We start from the raw sequence: 21,162 nt of genomic DNA, 5'->3' as shown, positions 1-21,162 counted from the left end.
CATGCTCTCGATCCTGGCGAACCGCGCGCTCGAGCGCGACGGCCTCGGGCCCATCCGCGACAAGGTGCTGGCCGGCGAGCGGCTCGGCGACGCCGACGGCCTGAGGCTGTTCGAGGCCGCCGACCTGCCCGCGCTCGGCGCGCTCGCGAACCACGTGCGCGAGGCCCGCCACGGCGCGCTCGCGTTCTACAACCGCAACGTCCACCTCAACCCGACCAACGTCTGCGTCGCGTCCTGCAAGTTCTGCTCGTTCGCGCGCAAGGACGACCAGCGCGCCTCCGACGGCTACACCATGTCGCTCGACGAGGCGGTGGCGAAGGTGCTGTCGCGCAAGCCGCTCGGCGTCACCGAGGTGCACATCGTCTCCGGCCTGCACCCCGACCTGCCGTTCGAGTACTACACCGAGCTGCTCTCGCGGATCCGGGCCGCCTGGCCCGAGGTGGCCATCAAGGCGTTCACCGCCATCGAGATCCACTTCTTCGCCGAGAAGTTCGGCATGAGCTACGAGCAGGTGCTGCGCCGGCTGATGGACGCCGGGCTGCAGACCATGCCCGGCGGCGGCGCCGAGATCTTCGCGCCGCGGGTGCGCCGGAAGATCTGCGACGACAAGGCCACCGCCGACCAGTGGATCGAGATCCACCGGACCGCCCATCGCCTCGGCGTGAAGACCAACTCCACCATGCTCTACGGCCACATCGAGCGGCTGGACGAGCGGGTGGACCACATGCGCCGGCTGCGCGCGCTGCAGGACGAGACCCACGGGTTCCAGGTCTTCATCCCGCTCGCGTTCCACCCCGAGCACAACATGATCGGCAAGGCGTTCCCGAAGCCCACCGGCTACGACGCGCTGCGCACGCTCGCGGTGGCGCGCCTGTACCTCGACAACTTCGACCACGTGAAGGCGTACTGGGTGTCGCTCGGCGAGCGGCTGGCGCAGACCGCGCTGTCGTTCGGCGTGGACGACCTCGACGGCACCGTGCTCGAGGAGCGCATCTACCACATGGCCGGGTCCACCGTGCCGCAGGCGCTCAGCGAGCGCACGCTGCACCAGCTCATCCGCGCCGCCGGCCGCGTGCCGGCCGAGCGCGACAGCCTCTACCGCGTGCTGAAGGTCCACGACGCGCCGCTCCCCGCCGAGCCGCCCGCCCGCCTCCAGGTCACCGCCTGATCCCGAGAGCTCCCATGCCGAAGAAGATCCGCGCCGCCGCCGTCTCGTTCCTGAACGCCTGGCCGCTCACCGCCGGGCTGGAGGGCTCCGAGCGCATCGAGCTGGTGCAGGCCGAGCCGTCCCGCTGCGCGGCCATGCTGGAGGCGGGCGAGGTGGACCTGGCGCTCGTGTCGGTCGCCGCGCTCACCAAGGGGCAGTACGACATCGTGCCGGGCATCGCCATCGGCGCCGACGGGCCGGTGCAGACGGTGGTGCTCGCCGGCGAGCAGTCGCCGGCCATCTGGGACGAGGTGTTCCTCGACACCGCCTCCCGCACCTCGCACGTGCTCGCGAAGCTCGTGCTCGACGCGAAGGGCGTCCACCCGAGGTTCACGCCCATGCCCGCGGAGGAGGGGCTCGCCCGCGCCAAGGGCACCAAGGGCGCGCTCGTGATCGGCGACCGCGGGTTCGGCGTCCGCGCGAACCACGTGCTCGACCTGGGCCGCGAGTGGACGCAGCTCACCGGGCTGCCCATGATCTTCGCGCTGTGGGCGGCGCGGCCGGGCGCGGTCTCGCCCGAGGACGTGCAGGAGCTGACCCGGGCCGCGCAGCACGGGCTCGGGATCCGCACCGAGCTGGCGCAGAAGTTCGCCGCGCTGAAGGGCGGGGACCCGGAGAAGTACCGCCGGTACCTCACCCAGAAGATCCGCTACGGCCTCGGCCCCTACGAGCTGCAGGGGCTGGAGGCGTTCCTGGAGCGCGCCGCCACGAAGGGCTTCCTGCCCCCCATGCCGCTCCGCTTCGTGGACGACGTGGTCCGGACCCGGCGCGTGCGCCGCGCCGTCTCGGTGGACACCGCGCTGCAGAAGGGCGCGGACGGCGAGCGGCTCGACGCCGACGAGGCGGCCACGCTCGACGAGCACGCGCCGCTGCTCGAGCTCGGGCTCGCCGCCGACGCGCGCCGGCGCGCGCTCCACCCCGGCGACCTCGTCACCTACATCGTGTCGCGGAACGTGAACTACACGAACGTGTGCACCACCGCGTGCCACTTCTGCGCGTTCTACCGCCCCCGCGGCCACCAGGAGTCCTACGTCCTCACCCGCGAGGAGCTGACGCAGAAGATCGACGAGACGGTGGCGCTCGGCGGCATCGAGATCCTGCTGCAGGGCGGCCTCCACCCCGACCTCGGCGTCGAGTGGTACGAGGACCTGTTCCGCTGGGTGAAGCAGACCTGGCCGGTGATCAACCTGCACGCGCTCTCCCCCGAGGAGATCTGGCACATCGCCCGGACCAGCGAGCTCGGGCTCGAGGCCACCATCGACCGGCTGATCGCGGCCGGGATGGACTCCATCCCGGGCGGCGGCGCCGAGATCCTGGACGACGAGGTCCGCCGCCGGATCGCGCCGCTCAAGTGCTCCACCGACGAGTGGCTCACGGTGATGAAGGCCGCGCACCGCAAGGGGCTGAAGAGCACCGCCACCATGATGTTCGGGGTGGGCGAGGGGCCGGAGCACCGGGTGGCGCACCTGATGCGGCTGCGCGAGCTGCAGGACGAGACGCACGGCTTCACGGCGTTCATCTGCTGGCCGTTCCAGTCGCAGAACACCCGGCTCGAGCCGGGCGACGGGAGCGCCCACGCCTACCTGCGCACGAACGCGCTCTCGCGCCTGGTGCTCGACAACGTCCCCAACCTGCAGGCGTCGTGGGTGACCATGGGCGGGGGCGTCGCGCAGGCCGCGCTGCACATGGGCTGCAACGACTTCGGCCAGGTGATGATCGAGGAGAACGTGGTCTCCGCGGCCGGCACCACCTTCAAGATGGACTCGGAGGAGGTGGAGCGGCACATCCGCGACGCCGGCTTCCGCGCCGCCCGCCGCAACATGAAGTACCAGCTGGTGGAGGAGACCCGCGCGTGATCCGCGTGGTGGCCGCCCCCTGGGTGCTCCCCGGCGCCGCGCCCGGCGCGCCGGCCGCGGCCGGGCGGGCGCTCGCCGACGGCGCGGTGGCGCTGGAGGGCGACACCGTGCGCGCGGTCGGCCCGCGCGCCGAGGTGGAGGCGCGCTTCGGGCGGGCGGAGCCGCTCGACGCGGTGCTCCTGCCGGCGCTCGTGAACGCCCACCTGCACCTCGAGCTCTCGCACATGAAGGGCTGGGTGGCGGGCGGCGAGGGGCTGCCCGCCTGGATCCAGCTGTTCGTGGCCGCGCGCCGGCGCACGCGCGAGGGCGAGCCCGAGGAGGCCATGGGCATGGCCGCCGAGGACCTGGCCCGCGCCGGGGTGGCCGCGGTGGGCGACGTCACGAACACGCTCGACTCGCTCCGCCCGCTGGCCGCCGCCGGCATCGGGGGCACGATCTTCCACGAGGTGTTCGGCTTCACGCCCGGGCGCTTCGAGGAGGCCCGCGCCGCCGCCCGCCAGGCCCGCGAGGCCGCCGCCCCGCCGCCCGGGCTGCGGGTGGTGGAGAGCCCGCACGCGATCTACTCGACGAACGCCGAGGGGCTGCGCGCGCTGCTCCGCGCCGGCCCCGGCTCGCTGCACCTCGCCGAGGACCCGGCCGAGCGCGCCTTCTGCTCGACCGGGTCGGCGGGCGCGTTCGGGCGCATGTACGCGAGCCTGGGCGCGGAGCTGCACGCGCTGCGGATCACGGGGCGCTCGCCGGTGGACGCGGTGAAGGACGAGCTCCGCCCGCACCACCTGGCGGTCCACTGCGTGGACCTCGACGACGAGGACGTCCGCGTGCTCGCGGCCACCGGCGCCACCGTGGTGCTCTGCCCGCGCTCGAACCGCTACATCCTCGGCGCGCTGCCGCGGCTCGAGGCGCTCCTCGCGGCGGGGATCCCGCTCGCGGTCGGCACCGACTCGCTCGCCAGCAGCCCCTCGCTCGCGCCGCTCGCCGAGCTGGCGCTGCTGCGCCGCGAGGTGCCCGCGGTGCCGGCGGCCCGGCTGCTCCCGCTCGCCTGGAACGGCGCCGCGCTCGGCGCGCCGCACGTGGGCCGGCTCGCGCCGGGCGCCGCGCCGGGCGTGCTCGCCGCGCCGCTCGAGGGCGCGCGCCCGGCGGACCCGGCCGAGTGGCTGGTCTCCACCTTCGGCGCCGAGGAGCGCCCGTTCACCTGGCTCGCCCGGCAGCGCCCGGGCCCGGAGCGTCCCGAATGACCGTCGCCGCGCTCGCGCGCATGGTGAAGCTCAGCCACTCGCTCTTCGCGCTGCCGTTCGCGGCCGCCGCGGTGGCGCTCGTCGCCGCCGAGGCCCGCCTGGACCCGGCGCGCCTCGCGCTGGTGGCGCTGGCGGTGGTGGCGGCGCGCACCGCCGCCATGGCCATGAACCGCATCGCCGACCGGGCCTTCGACGCGCGCAACCCGCGCACGCAGCGGCGCGAGCTGGTCACCGGCGAGGTCTCGGCCGCCGCCGCCTGGGCGCTGCTCGGCGGCTCCGCCGCCGCGTTCGTGGCCGCCGCCGCGCTCATCTCCCCCGTCTGCGGCGCGCTGGCGCTGCCGGTGCTCGCGATCCTGCTCGGCTACTCCTACGCGAAGCGGTTCACCTGGGCCTGCCACCTGTGGCTCGGGGTGGCGCAGGCGATCGCGCCGGTGGGGGTGGCGATCGCGCTCACCGGGACCGCGCCGCCCGCCTCGGTGGTGCTGGGGCTCGGCGTGGGCGCGTGGATCGCCGGGTTCGACGTCTTCTACTCGATGCAGGACATGGACTACGACCGCGGCGCGGGGCTCCGCTCGATCCCGGCGCGGTTCGGCGTCGCCGGCGCGCTCCGCTGGGCGCGGGGCCTCCACCTCGTCGCCGCGGCCGCGATCTTCGCCGCCGGGGCGCTGGCCGGCCGCGGGGCGGGGTGGATCCTCGGCTCGGTGATCCTCGCCGCCACGCTCGCCGCCGAGCACCGCTACGTGGCCCCGGGCGGCGCGCTCCGGCCCGAGCGGATCAACGTCGCGTTCTTCAACTACAACGCCTTCGCGTCGATCGCGTTCGCGCTGTGCGCGCTGGGCGATCTGGCGCTCCGCTGACCGGGGGAACCGCATGACCGCCGCCGCGCAACGCGCCGCCGCGCCCACCTCCCACGCGCTGCAGAAGGCCGACCTCGCCGTCGCCGACGCGGTGGGCGCGCTCATGGAGCTGTGGGGCTTCCGCCGCCAGCTCGGGCGCATCTGGGCCGTGCTGTTCCTGTCGGACCGGCCGCTCGCCGCGCCCGACCTGTGCGACCGGCTGCAGATCTCCACCGGCCTGCTGTCCATGAGCCTCGCCGAGCTGCGCCGCTGGGGCGTGGTGCGGACCGTGGAAGTCCCGGGCGACCGCAAGGAGCACTTCGAGGCGGAGACCAACGTCTGGAAGCTGGTGGCCCGGGTGCTGCGTGAGCGCGAGAAGCGCGCCGTGGAGCAGGCGCTCGCGGCGTTCGAGCGCGCGCTCGCCGAGGTGCGGGCCGCGCTCGCCGACGTGGACCCCGCCGTGAAGGCGCAGGCGCGCTTCAAGGCGCGGCGGCTGGAGGTGCTCTCGGACCTCGCGCGCGCGGCGCTCACGGTGCTGAAGCTGCTGGTGGACTCGAGCCGCGCCGACGTCGGGCCCATCAAGGCGCTCTCGGAGGCGCTGGCGCGGCGGGACTGACGCCGGCGCCGCCCGGCGCCGCGGCCGCCTGCGCCGCCGGCGGGGCGAGCGGCAGCGACACCGTGAAGGTGGCGCCCTCCCCCGGCGCGCTCTCGGCGCAGATGGTGCCGCCGCTCCCCTCGACGATCTCGCGCGCGATCCAGAGCCCGAGCCCGAGCCCGCCGTAGTGGCGCGCCTCGTGCGCGCGCTCGAACCGCCCGAAGATGCGCTCCAGGTCCGCGGGCGGGATGCCGATGCCCCGGTCGCGCACGCGCAGCACCGCGCGCCCGCCCTCCCTGCGCAGCCCGATGGTGATGGGCCGGCCGGCGCCGTACTTCAGCGCGTTCGAGGCGAGGTTCGTGAGCACCTGCTCGATCCGCAGCCGGTCGCCCTCGCAGGCCAGCCCCGGCTCGACGTCGAGCTCGAGCGCGCTCCCCACCCGCGCCGCCGCCTCCGCGAGCCGCGCCGCCGCCTGCCGGACCGCGTCGGAGAGGTCGTACCGGCGCCGCTCCAGCGCGGCGCGCCCGGTGGCGAGGCGCGAGACGTCGAGGAGCGCCTCGACGAGCCGCCCGAGCCGCTCCACGCTGGCGGCCGCCGCCGCCAGCTGCCCGCGCGCGCGGCGGGCGTCGGCCGGGTCGCGATCGAGCGAGCGGAGCGCCTGCTGGGCCTGGAGCAGCGCGGCGGTGACCGGCGTCTTCAGCTCGTGGCTCGCCACCGAGAGGAACACGTCGCGGGCCGCGATGGCCTCCGACTTGCGGCGCTCGACCTCCTTCTGCGCCTCGATGTCGGTGAAGGTCCCGAACCACTTCACCACCCGCCCGCCGGCGTCGCGCAGCGGCACCGCCGACACCAGGAACCAGCGGTGGCCGCCGTCGCGCCCGCGCAGCCGGTACTCGCCGCTCACGGCGCGCCCCGCGGCGAAGCCGGCCTCCCAGTCGGCGCGCGCCCGGGCCCGGTCGTCCGGGTGGAACTGGGCCGCCCAGCCCGCCGCGAGGATGGCCTCGTTGTCGAGGCCGGTGTAGGCCTCGAACTGCGGGCTGTGGAAGTCCGGCCTGCCGTCGGGCGCGAGCGTGAACACGAGCTGCGGGATGGTCTCGACCAGCGTCCGGAAGCGCGCCTCGCTCTCGCGCACCGCGCGCTCGCGCGCCGCCCGCTCGGCGTAGCCGGTGCGGATCGCGGCGCAGGCGAGCACGAGGAGCGTCGCGACCATCAGGAAGGCAGGCGTGGCGGCCAGCTCTCGCCCGCCGGGCGCCCAGCCGGTGGCAGGGCCCATGACGCTCAGGTTCACCCCCAGCGCCGAGAGCAGCGTCGCCACCACGCCCGGGCCGGCGCCTCCGAGCCAGGCGGCGAGGAGCACCGCGGGGAGCATCGGCACGAACCGCGCACGCAGCACGCCCGGGGCGGCGAGCAGCGCGAACGTGCACGCCACGGGCAGCGCCACCGCGAGGCCGTACGCGACGGCGGGCCGCAGGGCGGGAGGCGGCGGGATGCGGAGCAGGCGGCGCATGCGCGGAATGGAGGACCCTCATGCGCGAGGGTAGCCAGGGTCTGCCGCCGCGCCACACGCCGAGCCGGGCCCTCCCGGGGTGACCCGGGCAGCGCCCGCTCGATCCGCGCAGGTGCGGCGGTTCGCCCGGCGCGCCGGGGCGCGTCGAGGCGGCACCCGGCGCGCGCCACGCCTTGCCCATCCCCGCGAGGAAACGGTAAGAAGTCCCCCCCATGCTGTCCCCCGACGTCCTGAAGAAGCTCGAGGCCATCGAGCAGCGGTTCGAGGAGCTGACGCAGCTCCTCTCGGACCCGGCCGTGGCCGGCAACGGCGACCGGTTCCGGAAGGTGGCGAAGGAGCGCGCCTCCATCGAGCAGACCGTCACCGCCCTGCGCGCCTACCGCAAGCTGCTCGACGACGTGGCGGGCAACGAGGCGCTGCTCGGCGACAAGGACCCCGAGCTGCGCGAGCTCGCCAAGGAGGAGCTGGCGCAGCTGCGGCCGCAGGTCGAGCCCGCGGAGGAGCAGCTGAAGCTGTACCTCGTGCCGAAGGACCCGAACGACGAGAAGGACGTCATCGTCGAGATCCGGGCCGGCGCGGGCGGCGACGAGGCGGGCCTGTTCGCGGCCGAGGTCATGCGCATGTACGTCCGCTACGCAGAGCGCCGCGGCTGGCGCGTCGAGCTGATGGACACCTCGGGCGGCGCGCTGGGCGGCGTGAAGGAGGCGACGCTCACCGTCTCGGGCGACGCGGTCTACTCCTCGCTCAAGTACGAGTCCGGCGTGCACCGGGTGCAGCGCGTGCCCGCCACCGAGGCGCAGGGGCGCATCCACACCTCCACCGTCACCGTGGCGGTCATGCCGGAGGCGGAGGAGATCGACGTCCAGGTGAACCCGGCCGACGTGGAGATGGACGTGTTCCGCTCCACCGGCTCGGGCGGCCAGTCGGTGAACACCACCGACTCCGCGGTGCGCCTCACCCACAAGCCCACCGGCATCGTGGTGAAGTGCCAGCAGGAGAAGAGCCAGCTGAAGAACCGCACCATGGCCATGAAGATGCTGCGGGCCAAGCTGTTCGAGATCGAGCAGGAGCGGCAGCGCAGCGCGCGCGACGCGACCCGCAAGTCGCAGGTGGGCACCGGCGACCGGTCGGAGAAGATCCGCACCTACAACTTCCCGCAGGACCGGCTCACCGACCACCGCGTGAACTACACGCGCCACAACCTGCCCGCGGTGATGGACGGCGACGTGCAGGACGTCATCGACGCCTGCCGGACGTTCTACGCCGCCCAGGCGCTGCGCGAGGCGTCGCGCGGCGACGCCGGGGCGGCGGAGCGGCGGGCGTGAGCGAGGGCGAGGCCTGGACGACGCTCCGCCTCCTCGCCTGGACCCAGGAGTTCTTCGGCCGCAAGGGCGTGGACGCGCCGCGGCTCACCGCGGAGCTGCTGCTCGCGCACGCGCTGCGCTGCGAGCGGATGCGGCTCTACCTCGACTTCGACAAGCCGCTCGGCGCGCCGGAGCTGGCCGCGTTCCGCGAGCTGGTGCGCCGCCGGGGCGAGGGCGAGCCCACCGCCTACCTCACCGGCCGGCGCGACTTCTACGGCCGGCCGTTCCGGGTGGACGCGCGCGTGCTGGTGCCGCGGCCCGAGACCGAGCTCGTGCTGGAAGCGGCGCGGGACGCGCTGCCGGAGGGCGGGGCCGCGCTCGACCTGTGCACCGGGTCCGGCGCCCTGGGCGTGTCGCTCGCGCTGGAGCGGGCCGGCGCGCGGGTGGTCGCGACCGACCTCTCCGCCGACGCGCTCGTGGTCGCCGAGGAGAACGCGCGCGCGCTCGGCGCGGCGGTGGACCTGCGCCAGGGCGACCTGTGGGCGGCGCTCCGCGAGGGCGAGCGCTTCGACGTGATCGTGTCCAATCCGCCCTACGTCCCGCGTGGCGAGCTGGACACGCTCCCGCGGGAGGTGCGCCGCGAGCCGCGGCTGGCGCTCGACGGCGGCCCCGACGGCCTCGACCTGCTCCGGCGCATCGTGGAGGGCGCGCCGGCCCGGCTCGTGCCCGGCGGCACGCTCGTGCTGGAGATGCACGAGCGCCACCTGGACGTCCTGCCGCGGCTCTGCCGGGAGGCGGGGTTCGAGCGGGCGGAGGCGCGGCCGGACCTGGCCGGCCTGCCCAGGCTCACGGTGGCGCGCCTGGCGGGCGCCGCGTAGAATCCGCGCCGCCGCTCGCACCCCGCTTGCACGCAGCACCGTCCGGGCGATCCCGTTCCCGGACGCCGAAGGAGCCATCGTTGGACAAGATCGTCATCGAGGGAGGCGTCCCGCTCCGCGGGAGCGTGGACGTCTCCGGGGCGAAGAACGCCGCGCTGCCCGTCATCGCGGCCGCGCTGCTCGCCGAGGGCGAGCACGAGGTGCGGAACGTCCCCGACCTCGCCGACGTGCGCACGCTCGGCAAGCTGCTCGGCCACATGGGCTGCGAGGTCGTCCGCGGCGAGGGGGATCGGCGCACGGTCCGGCTGCGCGTGCCGGCGGCGGTGACGCCCGAGGCGCCCTACGAGCTCGTGAAGACGATGCGCGCCTCGGTGCTCGTGCTCGGGCCGCTGCTCGCGCGCCTCGGCCGGGCGCGCGTGTCGCTGCCCGGCGGCTGCGCCATCGGCGCCCGCCCCATCGACCAGCACCTGAAGGCGCTCACCGCGCTCGGCGCCGAGATCCGGCTCGAGCACGGCTACGTGAACGCCAGCGTGCCCGGCGGCCGCCTCCGCGGCACGGTCTTCACCTTCGACGCCCAGACCGTCACCGGCACCGAGAACGTGATGATGGCGGCGGCGCTCGCCGAGGGCGAGACGGTGCTCCGCAACTGCGCGCGCGAGCCGGAGGTGAAGGACCTCGGCGACGCGCTCGTGGCCATGGGCGCGCTGGTGGAGGGCGCCGGCACCGACGAGATCTGGATCGAGGGCGTCCCGTCGCTGCGGCCGCTGTCGCACGCGGTCATCCCGGACCGCATCGAGGCGGGCACGTTCCTGGTGGCGGGCGCGCTGCCCGGCAACGACGTGACCGTCCGCGGCTGCGTCGCGGCGCACCAGGAGGCGCTCGTCGAGAAGCTGCGCGCGGTCGGCGCGGAGGTGACGAAGGTCGAGGGCGGCCTGCGGGTGATCGGCGACGGCCGCCCGCGCCCGGTGGACGTGCGGACGGCGCCGCACCCCGGGTTCCCCACCGACATGCAGGCGCAGCTCATGGTGCTGCTCTGCCTCGCGGACGGGACCTCGCGCATCACCGAGACCGTGTTCGAGAACCGCTTCATGCACGTCCAGGAGCTGATCCGCCTGGGCGCGCACGTCGAGGTGGACGGGCGCGTCGCCATGGTGAAGGGGGTGCCGGAGCTGTCCGGCGCGCCGGTGATGGCGTCCGACCTGCGGGCCTCGGCGGCGCTGGTGCTGGCCGGCCTCGCGGCGACCGGGACGACCGAGGTGCTGCGCGTGTACCATCTCGACCGCGGCTACGAGCGGATCGAGGAGAAGCTGGCGCCCCTGGGGGCGCGCATCCGGAGGGTGAGAGGCTGATGCCGGGCACGAGCGAGCTCATCACGGTGGCGGTGCCGAAGGGGCGCCTCCTGCAGGAGTCCTCGGCGCTGTTCGAGCGGGCGCTCGGCGTCTCGCCGCGCAAGCTGCTGGAGGGCACGCGCAAGCTGGCGGCCGACGCCCCCGAGGCCGGCCTGCGCTTCATCTCGATCCGCGCCGGCGACGTGGCGAGCTACGTGGAGCACGGCGCGGCCGAGGTCGGCATCGTCGGGCTCGACGTGCTGCGCGAGGAGCCGCGCGATCTCTACGAGCCGCTCGACCTGGGGATCGGCCGCTGCACCGTGATCGTGGCGCGCCCGAAGGGCGCCCGGCCGCTGCCGCGCGGGGTCGCGCCGCGCGTGGCCACGAAGTACCTGTCGCTCGCCGCCCGGCACTTCGCCGCCAAGGGGGTGCCCGCGGAGATCATCCCGCTGCACGGGTCCATCGAGGTGGCGCCCTCGCTCGGGCTCGCCGACACCATCGTGGACATCACCGAGACCGGGGAGACGCTGCGCGCCAACGGCCTCGTCATCGAGGAGAAGGTCCTCGAGGTGTCGGCCCGCCTGGTGGTGAACCGGGTGGCCCTGAAGCTCCACCCGGAACGGCTGCGTCTCCTGATCGAGGCATTGCGCGCCGCGGTCGCCGCCGCGGACGCCGAAGCCCGTTGAAACGTGGCACGGCTTCTGCCTAGTATGACCAGGACTCGGCAAGAGCCGGCCCTCGCTTGAAACCCCGATCCCAACCCGTCGTGTCACCGGTCCGAGGAGGACCCGCTACGTCATGGATTGCCCGCGGTGCAGCGTCGAATTGAACGAGATCGCCCACGAGGACAGCGCAGTCCAGCGCTGCGCCGAGTGCGGAGGCATCTGGGTGGGTGACGCCGCCGATCTCAACAAGGTGCTGCTGCACGCCAACCTGCCGGCGCTGTCGGCGCTCGGCGGGTACGTGAACGCGGACGAGATCTCGGGGATGTGCCCGGCCTGCAACGTGGACCTGGTCGTCGTCGAGGGGGGCGAGAAGCGCTCGCTCGCCTACGACACCTGCGAGTCCTGCGGCGGCATCTGGGTGGACGGGACCGAGGACGAGCCGGCGGCGGAGCTCGACTGGAAGGGCGCCACCTCGCAGGTCGTCGCGTTCTTCAAGGCGTTCGCGAAGAAGAAGTAGCCGGCGCCCGCGCGCGCGGGCCCCCGCTCACCAGGTCCGGTCGTCGCGCCACGGGTACGCGGTGTTGGAGTAGCCGCGGATCTCCCAGTAGCCGCGGCGGTCCTGCGTCATGACCTCGAGGCGCGTGAGCCACTTCGCGCCCTTCCACGCGTAGAGCTGCGGGACCACCAGCCGCACCGGGCCGCCGTGGTCGCGCGCGACCGGCTGGCCCTCGACGGCGTGCACGAGGAGCACGTCCGGCTTCAGCGCCTCCTCCAGCGGCAGGTTGGTGGAGTAGCCGTCGGCGGAGTGCGCCATGAGGTGCGTGGCCGCCCCGGTGGGCCGCGCCAGCGCCAGCACGGTCTCGAGCCGCACGCCGCGGAACGCCACGTCGAGGATCGACCAGCCGGTCACGCAGTGGAAGTCGGCCTCCTCGTCCACCTGCGGGAGCGCCAGCAGGTCGGCGTAGGAGAGCTCGAGCGGCGCCTCCACCGCGCCGTCCACCACGAGCCGCCAGCGCTCGGGGGCGACGTCCGGCGTCCCGGTGCCGAGGTCCATCACCGGCCACTCGTGCTTCTCGAAGACGTTCTGGCCGGGCGGCTCCTTCGGCATGCCGTGGCGGTTCGCCGGCCCGTCGCCCTGCGGGCTCGCGTCCGCGAGCGACGGGGTGGCCTTCATCTTCTCGTCGAAGCGCGCGCGCAGGAGCGCCACGCCCTCCGCGATCCGCCGCTGCTGGTCGTCCACCGGGTGCCCTTCCCCGGGCCGCCGCGGGCCCGGCGCGCCGAAGCGTAGCCCGCCCCGGCGCGCCGCGCAGCCCTCGTGAGATCAGAACGGGTACTTCTCGGTCTCGAGCACGGCGTCGGCGAGGCGCCGCTTCGCCTGGAGCAGGCCCGCCGCGTCGTACTTCGAGAAGCGGCGGATGCCGCCGAGCAGGATGGTGAGCGTGTCGCCCTCGCCCACGTAGAACGCGGCGCGGCGGGCGGCGGTGGCGGCCTTCTCGGCGGCGGCGAAGGTGTGCACCTTCACCGCGGCGGCGGCGAGCGCCCGGCGCGCCTCGGGCTGCGTGGACGCGGTCTTCTCGGCGCGGAGCACCACGCTCTCGGCGGCGAACGCCTGGATGGCGACGTCGGCGAGCGCGAGCAGCACCTCCTGCTCGTCCTTCAGCGCCTCGCCGTACCGCTGCACCGCGGCGCCGGCCACCACCAGGAACGCGCGCTTCAGGTTCGCGACGGTGGCCTTCTCGGCCGCGAACGGCACCGCCGGATCCACCTCGTCGAGCGACGGGTTCATGAGGGCGTCCATCGCCTTCATGACCTCGCGCTGCAGCGGCAGCTCGCCCTTCAGCGCGCGGCGCAGGATGGTGCCGGGCACGAGCAGGCGGTTGATCTCGTTGGTGCCCTCGAAGATCCGGTTGATGCGCTCGTCGCGGTAGTACTTCTCCGCCGGGTACTCCTGGATGAAGCCGTAGCCGCCGTGGATCTGCACCACCTCGTCCACCACGTCGGCGAGCACCTCGCTGCAGAACACCTTCGCGATGGCGCACTCGATCGCGTACTCCTCGATGCCCTGCTGGTAGGCCTCGTAGTAGCCGGGCTGCTCCGCCGGGATCGTGGCGAGCCGGTCGTCGATGAGGCCGGCCAGGCGGTAGATGAGCGACTCCGAGGCGTACACGCCGGCGGCCTGGTCGGCGAGCTTCTCGCGGATCGCGCCGAAGCGGGCGATGGGGGTGCCGAACTGCTTGCGGGCGTTCGCGTAGGCGGCGCCGGTGGCGAGCGCGAGCTTCGCCGCGCCGGTGACGGCGGCGCCCAGCTTGAACCGGCCCACGTTCAGCACGTTGAAGGCGATCTTGTGCCCCTTGCCGATCTCGCCGAGCACGTTCTCGACCGGCACCTTCGCGCTCTCGAAGATCACCGAGGTGGTGGAGGAGCCCTTGATGCCGAGCTTCTTCTCCTCCGGGCCGACCGTCACGCCGGGGAAGGTGCGCTCCACCAGGAAGGCGGTGAAGTGCTTGCGGTCCACCTTCGCGAACACGGTGAACAGGTTCGCGAAGCTGCCGTTGGTGATGAACTGCTTGGTGCCGTCGAGCAGGTAGTGCTTCCCGTCCGGCGAGAGCGTCGCGGTGGCCTTCCCGCCCATGGCGTCGCTGCCCGCCTCCGGCTCGGTGAGGCAGTACGCGGCCGCCCACTCGCCGGTGACGAGCTTCGTGAGGTAGCGGTCCTTCTGCGCGTCGGTCCCGTAGTAGACGAGCGGGAGCGTGCCGATGCCGGTGTGCGCCGCGTACGAGACCGAGAACGCGCCGCCCATGCCCATCCGCTCGGCGGCGAGCATGCTGGTGGCCTTGTCGAGCGCCAGCCCGCCGTACGCCTCGGGCGCGTCGATCATGAGCAGGCCCGCGTCGCCCGCCTTGCGCATGAGCGCCGCGGCCACGCCGGGCTCGTGCTGCTCGAGCGCGTGCTCGGCCGGGAGCGCCTCGGTCTCGGCGAACTGCTCCGCGGTCTCGGCGATCTGGCGCTGCTCCTCGGTGAAGTCCTCCGGGGTGAAGACGTCGTCCTTGGTCGCCTCGGAGATCAGGTACTCCGCGCCCTTGAACAGCTTCGCCATGGTCCGTCCTCCTCGTCGCGTTCCGTGAGCCGCCCGCGCGCCCGTCAGGCGCGCTCGAACACCGCCGCCGCGCCCATCCCGCCGCCCACGCACATCGACACGATCCCGTGCCTCGCGCCGGTCCGCCGCAGGCCGTGCAGCAGCGTGGCGGTGAGCTTCGCGCCGGTGCAGCCGAGCGGGTGCCCGAGCGCGATGGCGCCGCCGGTGGGGTTCACCTTGGCCGGGTCGAGCCCGAGCGCGCGCATGCAGGCGAGCGACTGGGCCGCGAACGCCTCGTTCAGCTCGATCTGCCCGACGTCCTCGACGCGCAGGCCGGCCCGCTTCAGCGCCGCCGGGATCGCCTCGACCGGGCCGATGCCCATGATCTCCGGCGGCACCCCGCGCACCGCGTACGAGACGAAGCGCGCCAGCGGCGCGAGGCCGGTGCGGGAGAGGAACGCCTCGGAGACGACCAGCGCGGCCGCGGCGCCGTCGGTGGTCTGCGAGGCGTTGCCCGCGGTGACGGTCCCGTCGATCTTGAACGCGGGCTTCAGCCGCGCGAGCGCCTCGAGGCTGGTGCCGGGGCGCACGCCGTCGTCGGCCGTGACCTGCTCGGTGCGGCGCACCGCCTTCCCCTTCTCCACGGTGACCTGCTCGACCTCGACCGGGACGAGCTCGTCCGCGAACAGGCCCTCCGCCTGCGCCCGCGCGGCGCGGGCGTGGCTCGCGACCGCGAACGCGTCCTGGTCCTCGCGGCTGACGTGATCGCGCGCCGCCACCAGCTCGGCGGTGATGCCCATGGCCGCGAACGACTCCGGCCAGGAGGCGACCAGCGACGGGTTCGCGCTGAAGTGCGAGCCGCCCATGGGCACGAGGCTCATGCTCTCGGCCCCGCCCGCCACGATGCAGTCGGCCTGGCCGGCCATGATCCGCTCGGCGGCGGTGGCGATGGACTGGAGACCCGAGGCGCAGAACCGGTTCACCGTCTGGCCCGGCACGCCCACCGGCAGCCCGGCCCGGAGGGCCGCGACGCGCCCGAGGTTCATGCCCTGCTCGCCCTCGGGAAACGCGCACCCGAGGATCACGTCCTCCACCTGCCCCGGCTCGACGCCGGTCCGCGCCAGCAGCGCGCGGATGGCGACCGCGGCCAGGTCGTCCGGGCGGACGTCCTTCAGCTTCCCCTTCTTCGCCTTGCACCCGGGGGTCCGCACCGCTGCGAGGACGTAGGCTGCGCTCATTCCAGGTCTCCTCTCGCGCTCGCGCGCTCGACGCCGGTTCGACCGCTAGTTCCGGAGCGGCTTGCCCTTCTTCAGCATGTGCTGGATGCGCTCGAGCGTCTTCCGCTCGCCGCACAGCTTCAGGAACGCCTCGCGCTCGAGATCGAGCAGGTCCTGCTCGGTGACGAGCGTGCCCGCCGGCACGTCGCCGCCGGTCATGACGCCGGCGATGGTGCGGCCGAGCTGCTCCTCGTACTCGGTGATGAAGCCGCCCATGCGCATGTTCCAGAGCTGGGAGGCGATGCTCGCCGCCGCGCCGCGGCCGGGCGCGCGCAGGCCGGTGGCGGGCGTGCCCGGCCGGAAGTTCGCGGCCAGCCCGAGCGCCTTCTGCTTCGCGTCGTGCACCAGCCGGTCCGGCGAGAGCGTCACCGCGTCGCCCTCGCGGAGCATCCCCATGGCGACGAGCTCGTCGGCGGAGGCGCTCACCTTGGCGAGCGCGACGGTGTTGAAGTGCTTGAACACGAACGGCGAGGCGTCCACCTCGTACTTCTCGGCGAGGCGGATGGCCCGGAGCGCCATCTCCTTGGTGCCGCCGCCGGCGGGGAGCAGCCCCACGCCGATCTCGACGAGCCCCATGTACGTCTCGGCGAGCGGGTTCATGGCGGTGGCGTGCAGGCACACCTCGCAGCCGCCGCCCAGCGCCAGCCCGTGCGGCGCCGCCACCACCGGCACCCGCGCGTACTTCAGCGCCATCATCGCCTTCTGGAACGCGCGGATGGTGAGCGCGATCTCGTCGAACGCGCCCTCGGCGATGGCCACCGCGATGAGCATCAGGTTCGCGCCGGCCGAGAACGCCGGCTGGCCGCGGTTCGCGACGACGAGCGCCTGGCCGTCGCGCTCGGCGCGGGCCACCGCCTTGTGGACCATGGCGAGCACGTCCGGGCCGATGGCGTTCATCTTGGTGTGGAACTCGAGGCAGAAGACGCCGTCGCCGAGGTCGAGCACCGAGGCGCCCGCGTTCCGCTCCACCACCGCCCCCGACTTCTCCAGCACCGCGAGGTCGATCTGGTCGGCCGGGCGCGGCACGTCGCGATACCCCCCGCCGCCGGCGAGATCGAGGTAGCGGCGCCGCCCGCCCTCCTCGACGTAGAACCGCTCGATGCCGCGGAGCCGCTCCGGCACCGCCACGCCGTCCTTCTCGGCTCGCGCCACGAACGCCGGGACGCCGACCGCGTCGAGCATCTCGAACGGCCCGAGGTCCCAGCCGAAGCCCCAGCGCATGGCCGCGTCCACGTTCACCACGTCGTCGGCGATCTCCGGTATTCGCTCGAACGCGTAGAGCAGCGTGTCGCGCAGGTTGCGCCAGGCGTGCTCCGCGGCCTTGTCCTTCCCGCCGAGCGCGGCCCGCAGGCGCTGGGCCGGGTCGTCGATCCCCTTCGTCGCCTCCACCGAGGCGCTGCGCGGCTTCGCGGCCGGCACGTACTCGCCCTTGCGGTGGTCGTAGAAGGAGAGCCCGCCGCCCTCGCCCTTCTCCTTGCGGAAGAAGCCGCCCTTCGACTTGTTGCCGAGGATCCCCTTCGCGACCATCTGCTCGAGGAACGCGGGGAGCTTGAACTCCTCGCGGCGCGAGTCGCCCGGCAGCAGCTCGTAGGAGTTCCTCGCCACGTGCAGCAGCGTGTCGAGGCCCACCAGGTCCGCGGTGCGGAACGTCGCGCTCTTCGGGCGCGCGGTGGGCGGGCCGGCGATGGCGTCCACCTCCTCGACGGTGAGGTCGAGCTCCACCATGTGCCGGATCGCGTTGCACATGGCGAACACGCCGATGCGGTTCGCCACGAAGTTCGGCGTGTCCTTGCCGGTGACGATGCCCTTGCCGAGGCGCACGCGGATGAGCTCGGCCATGCCCGCCGCGACGGCCGGGTCGGTGTGGCGGCTCGAGACGATCTCGACGAGCCGCATGTAGCGCGGCGGGTTGAAGAAGTGGGTGACGAGGAAGCGCGGGCGGAGCGCCTCGGGCAGCGTGTCGGCGATGGCGTTCACCGAGAGGCCGCTCGTGTTCGTGGTGAGGACCGCCGTCGGCTTGAGGTGCGGGGCGATGCGCCCGAGGAGCTGGCGCTTCACCTCGAGGTTCTCGAGCACCACCTCGACCACCCAGTCGCAGGTGGCGAGGCGCGGGAGGTCGTCCTCGAGGTTGCCGACCTCGATGCGCGACGCGTACGCCGGCAGGTAGAGCGGCGCCGGCTTCAGCTTCTCGAGGCCCGCCCGCGCCGCCGTGGCGAGGCGGTTCCGCACCACCGGGCTGTCGAGCCCCAGGCCGGCCGCCTTCTCCTCGGCGTTCGGCTCCTTCGGGACGATGTCGAGGAGCAGCACCCCGAAGCCCGCGTTGGCGAGGTGCGCGGCGATGGTGCTGCCCATCACGCCCGACCCCAGCACCGCCACCCGCTCGATCCGGTCCATCGTGGCCTCCGTGGTGCGTTCGCGTCCGCTGCGCGGCCCCTGCCGGCCGCCGCGCCGACGCGCACAAGTTGCACGTGCCGCACCACGTCATCGCCCGCCTCCAGCCGAGCGGCCAAGGCGGCGGGTTGACATGCGAATCAACGTACACTCCCCAGCCGGGTCCCGCCTCCCGATCCGTTCCGCTCCGTTCCGCTACTGGCGCGCTTCGTTCCGTTTTCGGTACACTCGCCGGTACACCGCGCCCGCCTCTCCCGAACCCAGAGTCGTTTCGTCCTGACCCAGAGTCGTTTCGCGAGGAGCCGTCATGACCCCCGCCGACCGCCGCCCCATCGTCTGGGCGTTCAGCACGAGCCGACTCCGGCACGTGTTCGAGAGCGTGGCGCCGCTCATGGCCGACGTCGCCGAGGTCCGGGTCTTCGACAAGGGCTTCGAGGAGGCGCTCCAGGTCGCGCGCGAGCTCCGGCAGGCCGGCGAGGAGGTGGACGCGTTCGTGGCCGCCGGCACGAACGGCGCCTACCTGCGCGACCACGCCGACGTGCCGGTGGTGGTGGTGACCGCCTCGACGGTGGACGCGCTCCAGGCGCTGGTGCAGGCGCGCAAGCTGTCGAAGCGCATCGGCGTGGTGAACTTCCGGCGCACCGTCGCGGGCCTGGAGGGCGTGCACCTCATCGACGACACGGTCATCGAGCAGCGGCCCTACGTGACGCCGGAGGAGGGGCAGGCCGCGGTGGACGACCTCTCCGCGCGCGGCTTCAAGGTGATCGTCGGCCCCGGGCCCATCTGCTCGGTGGCGGAGCGCGCCGGGCTGCGCGCGGTGCTGCTCTACGGGCAGGACTCGCTGGAGGAGGCGATCCGCCAGGCCGCCGAGGTGTCGCGCATCGCGCGCGTCGAGGGGTCACGGCGCACGCACCTCCAGGCGATGTTCCAGCACCTCGAGGTCGGAATGGTGGCGGTGGACACCGAGGAGCGCATCCAGGCCATCAACCCGGCGCTGCAGCGGCTGCTCGGCGTGACCGCGGCCGAGGTGCACGGCCGCAGGCTCTCCGCCGTCGCGCCCGAGCTCGCGATCGGCCCGGTGCTGGAGGGCGGCCCGCCGGAGATCGAGACGGTGCAGCGCATCGGCGTCTCGGCCGCGGTGGTGAGCCGGTTCCCGCTGCACGAGCACGGCGTCCTGCGCGGCGCGGTGCTCACCTGCCAGCCCGCCCCGCTGATCCAGCGGCTCGAGCGCGGGCTCCGCTCGACGCACCGCCCGCCGCGCTTCGTGGCGCGCTACGCGCTCTCCGGGCTGGTCGGCGACTCGCCGGCCATGGTGCGCCTGCGCGAGCTCGCCGGCCGGTACGCGCGCACCGACGCGACCGTGCTCATCACCGGCGAGAGCGGCACCGGCAAGGAGATGGTCGCGCAGGGCATCCACGGCGCGAGCCGCCGGCGCGATCGTCCGTTCGTGGCAGTGAACTGCGCCGCGTTCCCCGAGACGCTGCTCGAGGCCGAGCTCTTCGGCTACGAGGAGGGCGCGTTCACCGGCTCCCGGCGCGGCGGCCGCCCCGGCCTGTTCGAGGCGGCGCACACCGGCACGCTGTTCCTCGACGAGATCGGCGACGTGCCGGTCACGCTCCAGACCCGCCTGCTGCGCGTGCTGCAGGAGCGGCAGGTGCTCCGGCTCGGCAGCAACGACCCCACCCCGGTGGACGTGCGCGTCATCGCCGCCACCCACCGCGACCTTCGCCAGGCCATCGCGCGCGGCGAGTTCCGCGAGGACCTCTACTACCGGCTCGACATCCTGCCGCTGCACCTGCCCCCGCTCCGCGAGCGCGGCGAGGCAGACGTGGAGCTCATCGCCTCCGACCTGCTGAAGCGCGCGCTGCTCCGCCACGACGCCGCCGACGCGCACCGGCGCGCGCTCTCCATGGTGCTGCCGCGGCTGCGCGGCCATCTCTGGCCCGGGAACGTCCGCGAGCTCGAGAACGTGCTCGAGCGCGTGGCGGTGCTGTTCGCGGACCGCGATCCGCGCGCGCGCGTGACGGACGAGGAGCTCGCCGCGGTGATGCCGGAGGTCTCCGAGTCGGCCGCGCGCGCCCCCGCGCCCGTCGAACCGCCCGCGCCGGCGCCCATCGACCTGCGCGCCGCGCGCGCCGCCCAGGAGCGGGCGCTGATCGAGCGGACGGTGGCGGAGTGCGGCGGCAACCAGGCCGAGGCAGCGCGCCGGCTCGGCATCGGCCGGACCACGCTCTACCGCAAGCTCGGGAGGGTCCGGGCGTAGGCGCCGACCGCCCCGTCCCGAGCGCGCCGCCGATCTCCTTGACTCCCGCCCGCCTTCACGGCAAAAACGGGGTCGCGACGCGGGAATAGCTCAGTTGGTAGAGCATCAGCTTCCCAAGCTGAGGGTCGCCGGTTCGAATCCGGTTTCCCGCTCCAATCTTCGATGGACCCGACGCCCGGCGACCCCGGGCGTTTCGTTTTTCGGCACCGGTGGGGTATGGTGTGCACCCAGCGTACGACCCGATCACCCCGGACCCGCGGGACGGCCATCCGAGATGAAGCTCCTCCCCATCGACCGCACCGAGCTTCGTTCGACGGCGACCCCCGAGGAGCTGGTGACCCGGCTCGCGGACCTGGTGACCCAGGGGCACACGGCACCGCAGCGGCCGTTCCGCGGGAAGCTCCAGGGGCGGCGGTTCGAGCTCGTGCGGAACGTCGGACGGCCGCATGCAGTGGTACTCGGCGAGATCGCGACCGCCGGGGGCGGCTCGGTCGTCCGGCTCCGCTTCCGGCTCCGGTGGGCGCTCGCCGCGTTCCTGGGGGTCTGGTTCGCGTTCTTCTCGTATGCGGCCGTGGCGAACCTGCGCGGGCTCGCGTCCGGTGTCGCGGGGATCGTCCTCGCGCTCGTGGCCGGAACCACAACCGTCGGCTTCGCCGCCGCCCTCCTCACCGCGCCGTTCCGGTGCGACGTCCGGGCGGCGCTGGAGACGTTGCGGGCCGCGATCGAGCGCGGCTGAGCCACGCC

Annotated in this window: 17 protein-coding genes and 1 tRNA gene; 13 read left to right on the top strand and 5 right to left on the bottom strand. The window is 74.0% G+C overall.

Annotation, left to right across the window (positions count from 1 at the left end):
* Position 1: 1 nt before the first annotated feature.
* Genes mqnE through ADEH_RS01900 form a run of 5 tightly spaced genes read left to right on the top strand, consistent with a single transcriptional unit; the run spans position 2 to position 5,750 of the window.
* On the top strand, positions 2-1,168 hold the full coding sequence (gene mqnE / locus ADEH_RS01920) for an aminofutalosine synthase MqnE (RefSeq protein WP_011419431.1): 1,167 nt from the start codon (positions 2-4) through the stop codon (positions 1,166-1,168).
* A gap of 14 nt (positions 1,169-1,182) precedes the next feature.
* Positions 1,183-3,063, top strand: coding sequence for a cyclic dehypoxanthinyl futalosine synthase (gene mqnC, locus ADEH_RS01915; protein ID WP_011419430.1), 1,881 nt, complete (start codon positions 1,183-1,185; stop codon positions 3,061-3,063).
* Entirely contained in the window at positions 3,060-4,298 is a 1,239-nt protein-coding gene (locus ADEH_RS01910) for an amidohydrolase family protein (RefSeq protein ID WP_011419429.1), read from the top strand. The genes mqnC and ADEH_RS01910 overlap by 4 nt, the downstream gene beginning before the upstream one ends.
* Positions 4,295-5,155 carry a UbiA-like polyprenyltransferase gene (locus ADEH_RS01905; RefSeq protein ID WP_011419428.1) on the top strand — a complete coding sequence of 287 codons (861 nt, stop codon included), beginning with the start codon at positions 4,295-4,297 and terminating at the stop codon, positions 5,153-5,155. The genes ADEH_RS01910 and ADEH_RS01905 overlap by 4 nt, the downstream gene beginning before the upstream one ends.
* A gap of 13 nt (positions 5,156-5,168) precedes the next feature.
* Positions 5,169-5,750, top strand: a complete 582-nt coding sequence (locus ADEH_RS01900; RefSeq protein ID WP_011419427.1) for a GbsR/MarR family transcriptional regulator — start codon at positions 5,169-5,171, stop codon at positions 5,748-5,750.
* Here ADEH_RS01900 and ADEH_RS01895 read toward each other — a convergent pair.
* Entirely contained in the window at positions 5,713-7,236 is a 1,524-nt protein-coding gene (locus ADEH_RS01895) for a sensor histidine kinase (RefSeq protein WP_011419426.1), read from the bottom strand. The two genes, ADEH_RS01900 and ADEH_RS01895, sit on opposite strands and share 38 nt — an antisense overlap.
* Before the next feature lie 212 nt (positions 7,237-7,448).
* Between ADEH_RS01895 and prfA the strand changes: the two genes are divergently transcribed.
* The 5 genes from prfA to ADEH_RS01870 all read left to right on the top strand — a co-directional run bounded on the left by prfA (position 7,449) and on the right by ADEH_RS01870 (position 11,928).
* Positions 7,449-8,561, top strand: coding sequence for a peptide chain release factor 1 (gene prfA, locus ADEH_RS01890; RefSeq protein ID WP_011419425.1), 1,113 nt, complete (start codon positions 7,449-7,451; stop codon positions 8,559-8,561).
* Positions 8,558-9,418: a peptide chain release factor N(5)-glutamine methyltransferase gene (prmC, locus tag ADEH_RS01885; protein WP_011419424.1), complete on the top strand. Its 861-nt coding sequence runs from the start codon at positions 8,558-8,560 to the stop codon at positions 9,416-9,418. Before prfA ends, prmC begins: the two co-directional genes overlap by 4 nt.
* Positions 9,419-9,498: 80 nt before the next feature.
* Positions 9,499-10,767: a UDP-N-acetylglucosamine 1-carboxyvinyltransferase gene (gene murA, locus ADEH_RS01880; RefSeq protein WP_011419423.1), complete on the top strand. Its 1,269-nt coding sequence runs from the start codon at positions 9,499-9,501 to the stop codon at positions 10,765-10,767.
* On the top strand, positions 10,767-11,432 hold the full coding sequence (hisG, locus tag ADEH_RS01875) for an ATP phosphoribosyltransferase (protein ID WP_011419422.1): 666 nt from the start codon (positions 10,767-10,769) through the stop codon (positions 11,430-11,432). The genes murA and hisG overlap by 1 nt, the downstream gene beginning before the upstream one ends.
* Positions 11,433-11,544: 112 nt before the next feature.
* Positions 11,545-11,928 (top strand): zf-TFIIB domain-containing protein, encoded by a 384-nt coding sequence (locus tag ADEH_RS01870; protein ID WP_011419421.1) that lies wholly within the window; start codon positions 11,545-11,547, stop codon positions 11,926-11,928.
* A 27-nt stretch (positions 11,929-11,955) separates the two neighbouring features.
* On the opposite strand, the gene ADEH_RS01865 is transcribed toward ADEH_RS01870, so the two are convergent.
* The 4 genes from ADEH_RS01865 to ADEH_RS01850 form a co-directional block, all read right to left on the bottom strand.
* Complete coding sequence (locus ADEH_RS01865) at positions 11,956-12,651, bottom strand: sulfite oxidase-like oxidoreductase (RefSeq protein ID WP_011419420.1); 696 nt, start codon at positions 12,649-12,651, stop codon at positions 11,956-11,958.
* An 81-nt stretch (positions 12,652-12,732) separates the two neighbouring features.
* Complete coding sequence (locus tag ADEH_RS01860; RefSeq protein ID WP_011419419.1) at positions 12,733-14,508, bottom strand: acyl-CoA dehydrogenase family protein; 1,776 nt, start codon at positions 14,506-14,508, stop codon at positions 12,733-12,735.
* A gap of 44 nt (positions 14,509-14,552) precedes the next feature.
* Positions 14,553-15,725: a thiolase family protein gene (locus ADEH_RS01855; RefSeq protein ID WP_011419418.1), complete on the bottom strand. Its 1,173-nt coding sequence runs from the start codon at positions 15,723-15,725 to the stop codon at positions 14,553-14,555.
* A gap of 45 nt (positions 15,726-15,770) precedes the next feature.
* On the bottom strand, positions 15,771-18,158 hold the full coding sequence (locus tag ADEH_RS01850) for a 3-hydroxyacyl-CoA dehydrogenase/enoyl-CoA hydratase family protein (protein WP_011419417.1): 2,388 nt from the start codon (positions 18,156-18,158) through the stop codon (positions 15,771-15,773).
* A 304-nt stretch (positions 18,159-18,462) separates the two neighbouring features.
* Between ADEH_RS01850 and prpR the strand changes: the two genes are divergently transcribed.
* From prpR to ADEH_RS01835, 3 genes are all read left to right on the top strand, one after another.
* Positions 18,463-20,418 carry a propionate catabolism operon regulatory protein PrpR gene (prpR, locus tag ADEH_RS01845; protein ID WP_011419416.1) on the top strand — a complete coding sequence of 652 codons (1,956 nt, stop codon included), beginning with the start codon at positions 18,463-18,465 and terminating at the stop codon, positions 20,416-20,418.
* A gap of 79 nt (positions 20,419-20,497) precedes the next feature.
* Positions 20,498-20,573: transfer RNA gene (locus ADEH_RS01840), tRNA-Gly, on the top strand.
* A 119-nt stretch (positions 20,574-20,692) separates the two neighbouring features.
* A complete protein-coding gene (locus ADEH_RS01835) occupies positions 20,693-21,154 on the top strand; it encodes a hypothetical protein (RefSeq protein ID WP_011419415.1) in 462 nt (153 codons plus the stop codon).
* Positions 21,155-21,162 lie beyond the last annotated feature (8 nt).

It is taken from the genome of Anaeromyxobacter dehalogenans 2CP-C (assembly GCF_000013385.1).
GTDB lineage: Bacteria > Myxococcota > Myxococcia > Myxococcales > Anaeromyxobacteraceae > Anaeromyxobacter > Anaeromyxobacter dehalogenans_B.
The sequence above is the reverse complement of the archived record's forward strand: the minus strand, read 5'-3'. Positions and strand labels throughout refer to the sequence as shown.